Source organism: Gammaproteobacteria bacterium, assembly GCA_016765075.1.
Lineage (GTDB): Bacteria > Pseudomonadota > Gammaproteobacteria.
This window is the reverse complement of record JAESQP010000113.1, coordinates 1-5,771: the sequence shown is the minus strand read 5'-3', so window position 1 is coordinate 5,771 and position 5,771 is coordinate 1. Positions and strand designations below refer to the sequence as shown.

Genomic DNA, 5,771 nt, shown 5'->3' with positions numbered 1-5,771 from the left:
TAACAACACTCGTGTACGTAAACGTTTTTCGTCACTTAATAGGCGCATGGTGATGAGCGGTATCACCACCATCAACAGCATCGGCACGTTACCCAACATGCGGATAACAACCAGTAAGGTTGCGCCCGGCGCTTGCGCATTGAGCGCCAACTCATCCTGTCCGGCAATAAAACTGTCGATGTTTAGCAGGAAAATATACGCCAATAACAATTGCACCAATGCCAACACCACCCATGCCAACGGTGATAAAAACAGGCTGCGTAATTCATGACGTGCGATAGCAACAATCACAACGATGCACCCTCTGACAACGTACGCTCGGGGGGCAACGCATTATCATTCGTTGTAATATCAACAAACACCTGCTCAAGATCTGTTTGTTGCGGGGTTAATTGGTAAAGACCCAGCTGATTTTCTACTGCGTATTGTGCGACACGCTCTGCTGGATTATTTTTTTCATCAATCTCTAGCTGAAAACACCCAGCACCAACACACTGAACGGCGACGACACCCTCGATAGCCAGTAGTGCATCAAGGTTTGGCTCTTTGCGTACTGCAAGCAATAAGGTGGTGCTGGCCATATATGCAGATAAGGCCGCAATATCATCGGCGAACACAATACGGCCATGATCCAGGATCTGTACACGATCACATATTGCTTGCACTTCAGGTAAAATATGGGTCGATAAAATAATACCGTGATCCTGCGCCAATTCACGAATCAAGCTACGTATCTCTCGGATCTGTACTGGATCAAGGCCGACCGTGGGCTCATCAAGCACGATCACATCGGGTAAATGGACTATCGCCTGGGCAATACCTACACGTTGCTGATAACCCTTCGATAACTGACCAATAATGCGTCGGCCGACTTTACCCAACCCACAGCGTTGCTTGATCTCACTGATACGTTGACGGCGCTTGGCGGCTGGCACACGCCGTAGTCGCGCGCAATAGTCAAGATATTCATCCACGCTTAAGTCACGATACAAAGGTGGCTGTTCCGGCAAATAACCAAGCCGACTCTTGGCCTTGATCGGCTCTTTGATAATATCGTGGCCAGCAATTTTAATGGTGCCCTGTGTCGGCGCCAACACACCACACAACATATTCATGGTAGTTGACTTGCCCGCACCATTAGCGCCAAGAAAGCCCAGCACTTCACCTCTATTGAGATAAAAACTCACCTCATGCACAGCGCTAAGGTCACCGTAGCGCCTGCCAACTTTGTCAACACTAACGAGTACTTGCTTATTCAATGCCGGCACCTTGCATAAAAATGAATACTGTTATCGTTATCATACTTCGTATGACACACTATTTTTTCTCATAGTAGAAATATTGTTGCTAAACCGAGAAAAACGAGAAAGCCGATGACGTCTGTCACCGTGGTCAGCAAGACACTACCGCCAAGTGCTGGGTCGCTGCCTATGCGTCGCAGCAGTAACGGAATGGCAACGCCAGCCAGTGATGCAACAATGAGGTTTATCACGAGAGCTATACCAATAATGGCGCCTATTTGATAATCCTCAAACCAAAATACCACAACTAACGTCACTACTGCTGCCCACAGAAAACCATTGAGCACGCCGACCGCCATTTCTTTACGCATTAATCGCAATGAGTTGGCCGTACTCACTTGGCCCATTGCCAAACCTCGAATTACCAGGGTTAAGGTTTGACTGCCGGCGATGCCACCCATGCTGGCAACGATGGGCATGAGTACCGCCAGTGCAACAATTTTTTCGATGGTGGCATCAAACAGGGCAATCACTGCCGAGGCGGCAAAAGCGGTGAGTAAATTTGCACCCAGCCATACGGCGCGACGACCTGTGCTCGTCCAGATAGGCGAAAACAAGTCATCTTCTTCACCCAAACCCGCCATGCTGGTTAGCGATTGTCCACCCTGCTCACGAATAACATCGACGATATCGTCGATAGTAATACGGCCTAACAAACGATTATGATCATCGACTACTGGTGCAGACAATATGTCCTGGCGTGCAAAGTGGTTAGCAATGTCGGTCTCTTGCATCGTTACCTTGATTGCGTCGAAATCGCTGATCATGGCTTGGGCAACAGTGGTCGTGGGTTGTAAGGTGACAATTTGCGTAATGAGCAAAACACCTAAATAGCTATCATCACGGTCAACAACAAATAATTTATCGGTCGATTCGGGCAGCTCACCGCGTAAACGTAGATAACGCAATACCACATCGAGGCTGACATCAGGCCGCACCGTAATGGCGTCGGTATTCATCAAGCCACCGGCGGTGTCCTCAGAATAGGCAAGCACTTGCTCAACGCGCTCTCGATCCTGTCGGCCCATAGCTTCAAGAATTTCGCGACTGTCTTGATCGGGCAGACTTTGCAGAATATCGGCGATATCGTCTGTCTCTAGCCCTTCGGTCGCAGCAATCAACTGCGCCAGACCCATTTCTCGAATTAGGCTGGCACGTACATCGTCATGCAAATGCGCTAGCACAGCGCCGCGAATATCAGCTGCCAACCACTGCCAGACGGTGTCCCGTTCAGCACTGGGCAGGCTCTCAATAGAATGGGCGATTTCAGCCGGATGCAGCTCTACCAGCAGCGCACGAGCATCGTCATGAGCATCATTGCGCAGACACGCCATGAACTCCTCTAGCTCTTCTTTAATTTCTTGTTTTTCGCCCGACATCGGTTGCTATACCGCCAAAGGTTAACCTACTCGAGTGTAGGCAATATTGATCAATAAAAGAACCCTGATTCGGAAATAGGTTGATAAAAAAGTAAGGCAGCTAAATAATTTGAATTTAGGGTTCTGGCTAGATATCTTGATTAATACGATCTAGCAATTCTTCGATTTCGTTACTGGTTCCCGCTCGATGCACGCTATGCATTAACGCAGACAACTCTGAGACCGAGCTATTGATGACAATACGACGCACATCCAAGCAGGCACGTGGATTCATACTAAATACTCGCAAACCCATGCCCAATAATAAGCGCACATAACGCACATCGCCGGCCATTTCACCACACATCGTTACCGGTATTTTGGCATCAAAACCAGCCTTAATCGTCATACCGATCAATTTAAGCACAGCCGGGTGCGCTGGCTTGTAGAGGTGGTTGACATCCTCATCAAGACGATCGATAGCCAAGGTATACTGAATTAAATCGTTGGTACCAATGGATAAAAAATCGAGATGACGGGCAAAGGCATCCGCATCCAGGGCCGCAGCAGGCACCTCTATCATGCCACCTATGAGAATGTCATCATCGAACGGTATATTGGATTGGCGTAACTGACGTTTAGCATCCTCAATAAACTGCTTGGCTTGTTGTAATTCTTCAACATTGGTCAACATTGGTAACATGAGATGTAGTTTTCCGTAAACCGATGCACGCAGAATGGCTCTAAGCTGCGGATAAAATAATGATGGATCCTGCAAACACAAACGTATCGCTCGTAAACCCAATGCTGGGTTCGTCGCAATAGCGCCACCACGGCCAACGCCATCAACCTGCTTATCCGCACCAAGATCAAGCGTTCTTATAGTGACTGGCGTACCGTTGGCTTGTTCAACAATACGTCGATAGGCCTGATACTGCATTTCTTCTGTTGGCACACCGTCAGCCATCATGAAGACCATCTCGGTGCGATAGAGACCAATACCATCACTACCAACAGCATGCATCAAATCGATATCGTCATCCGCTTCAACATTTGCTAATAACTCTATATTGACGCCATCCAGCGTCACCGCAGGCCGATCTTTTAGGGCGTTGAGTCGCGCCCGTTGTCGTAATGCAATTTTCTGACGACTCTCAACATGCTGTAAAAGCGCTTCATCACAATCTGCTAGCACCATGCCACGCTCGCTATCAAGTGCTATGGTTTCATTGTGGTAAATATAACGACGCAGGTGATGTACACCGACGATCGCAGGAATACCTAAGCTACGTGCCAGAATCGCAGTATGCGAATTAACACCGCCATGCTCACTAACAAAGCCAGCAACGCCCTGCGACTTGAATAAAATGGTTTCTGCCGGGGTGACGTCCTCAGCAATTACAACACGACCCACCAGTGAAGTTTCTGTATCACTCTGGTCTTGTGCATCAGGATCACTCAGCAGTCTTTGTACTCGGTTAACAACATAATCAACATCATCACGTCGCGTTCGCAGATAAGGGTCATCCATTTCCTCAAATACGGCAGCCAAAGTATCACGCTGATATTTCAGTGCCCACTCAGCATTACATTGATGCTGCCGAATATATTCAATCGGCACCCTGGAAAGAGCGCTATCCTCTAACATCAATAAGTGAGCTTCAATGAAAGCAGAAATTTCTGCTGGTGCCGACGTTGGAATATGTTGTCTAACGGTGTCAAGCTGCTTCTTTGCATCTGCCAGCGCAAGCTCGTAGCGCGCAACTTCATCTTCTATATACTGTTGTGGAATATTGTATTCCACCACTTCGGGCTGAATACTATTAAAGATATACGCACGACCGATCACTAACCCACGCGTTACACCAATCCCTGCCAGGGCAGTTGTCATAACAGTATTTTGCAATCAATAATACTATGCATTCTTGAAACACTTTGCTGCGTACTCATCACTCAATATTTTCTTCGAAACCCGAATGAAATAAGTCAACTAAACTGTCAAGTGCCTGATTTTCATCTTCACCATCAGCGACTAGATCAAGCGTCGTGCCTTTGCTCGCAGCCAGCATCATCACACCCATAATGCTTTTGCCATTAACACAATGTGTGTCGCGTACAAGCTGTATCGAACTCTGAAAGCTCGATGCCAATTTAACCAGTTTGACCGCAGCACGCGCATGCAAACCTAATTTATTGATCACCAATACTTCTCTATTCTGCATGGCCATCTGCCTCGATCTGGTACTCCAACAAAGCAGTATTGATGGGTTCAGAGCCTACCAAATGCGTCCAAGCGCCCCGCAGGAAGTGCCCCCACGCCTTCGCGGAGCCTGCCCCGTGCTTGACACGGGGTGCAAGGCGCCGTACGCAGACAATGGCTGTTCCATTGTTAAGGACAGCAACGCAGCATGGGCGCATTTGGTAGGCTCCCTGCGGGCGGATTGGCAAGGCCTCATCCACGGTGTTGCGTCTCTTGCAAAGGGGCTCGCCCTTCACGGCGAGACGCGCCTTGTGGCTAACACCTTGCCATCCCGCTGAACCCATCAATACTGCCTTGTTGGAACACTAGGAGGGTAAACAAACACGCCCTCTCTACCGCCAGCTATTACCTTAGCTGTCATTTTTTCAAGATCGTCTTTAGGATAATTAAAGACCCGAATTAACATTGGCAGGTTAACGCCCAATACAATAGTGACTTTACCTGGCTGATGAAATTGTGTCGCAATATTGCTGGGGGTGCTGCCATATAAGTCACTAAGCACTAGCACGCCAGCACCACAATCAAGTGCAGTAATTTTTTGTTGTATTACTTGCAAGATATCTGCCTGTTTAGCGTTATGACTGATTGATATTTCTTCGATGTTACCAGCATAGTCACCACAAATAGACCGCGCCGCTGCCAACAAGCCACTGCCAATATACTCATGATTAATTAACAATACACCAACACTCATGTTAGCTCTCTATGCCTGAGCAATAAAGAGGGGTACTCGTCGCGCAAACTTTGTGCAATCTTCTCAGCCAAAAATACTGATCGATGTTGGCCGCCGGTACAACCTATCGCTACTGTCAGATAACTTCGATTTTCGCTAGCATAACGCGGCAACCAAGT

7 protein-coding genes are annotated in these 5,771 nt (G+C 48.0%); all 7 read right to left on the bottom strand.

Features of this window, described 5'->3' with window-relative positions; translation table 11 throughout:
• Positions 1–291: ABC transporter permease (locus JKY90_06610; GenBank protein ID MBL4851936.1), on the bottom strand; the 291-nt coding region annotated here is incomplete at its 3' end.
• Positions 288–1,259, bottom strand: a complete 972-nt coding sequence (locus JKY90_06605) for an ATP-binding cassette domain-containing protein (GenBank protein MBL4851935.1) — start codon at positions 1,257–1,259, stop codon at positions 288–290. The genes JKY90_06605 and JKY90_06610, both read right to left, overlap by 4 nt.
• A gap of 68 nt (positions 1,260–1,327) precedes the next feature.
• Positions 1,328–2,635: a magnesium transporter gene (gene mgtE / locus JKY90_06600; GenBank protein MBL4851934.1), complete on the bottom strand. Its 1,308-nt coding sequence runs from the start codon at positions 2,633–2,635 to the stop codon at positions 1,328–1,330.
• 172 nt (positions 2,636–2,807) lie between these two features.
• The gene (gene ptsP, locus JKY90_06595; protein ID MBL4851933.1) at positions 2,808–4,550 is read right to left on the bottom strand and encodes a phosphoenolpyruvate--protein phosphotransferase; all 1,743 of its coding nucleotides are present in this window, start codon (positions 4,548–4,550) and stop codon (positions 2,808–2,810) included.
• A gap of 58 nt (positions 4,551–4,608) precedes the next feature.
• On the bottom strand, positions 4,609–4,881 hold the full coding sequence (locus tag JKY90_06590; GenBank protein ID MBL4851932.1) for an HPr family phosphocarrier protein: 273 nt from the start codon (positions 4,879–4,881) through the stop codon (positions 4,609–4,611).
• A 321-nt stretch (positions 4,882–5,202) separates the two neighbouring features.
• Positions 5,203–5,613, bottom strand: coding sequence for a PTS fructose transporter subunit IIA (locus JKY90_06585; GenBank protein ID MBL4851931.1), 411 nt, complete (start codon positions 5,611–5,613; stop codon positions 5,203–5,205).
• A partial coding sequence (locus JKY90_06580) for an RNase adaptor protein RapZ (GenBank protein ID MBL4851930.1) occupies positions 5,610–5,771 on the bottom strand: 162 nt, incomplete at its 5' end. The genes JKY90_06585 and JKY90_06580, both read right to left, overlap by 4 nt.

What these genes read in the sequence shown, in the direction of transcription:
- JKY90_06590 (MBL4851932.1), bottom strand. Translation starts at nt 4,881, where the DNA reads ATGCAGAATAGAGAAGTATTGGTGATCAATAAATTAGGTTTGCATGCG.
- ptsP (MBL4851933.1), bottom strand. Translation starts at nt 4,550, where the DNA reads ATGACAACTGCCCTGGCAGGGATTGGTGTAACGCGTGGGTTAGTGATC.
- JKY90_06585 (MBL4851931.1), bottom strand. Translation starts at nt 5,613, where the DNA reads ATGAGTGTTGGTGTATTGTTAATTAATCATGAGTATATTGGCAGTGGC.
- mgtE (MBL4851934.1), bottom strand. Translation starts at nt 2,635, where the DNA reads ATGGCGTGTCTGCGCAATGATGCTCATGACGATGCTCGTGCGCTGCTG.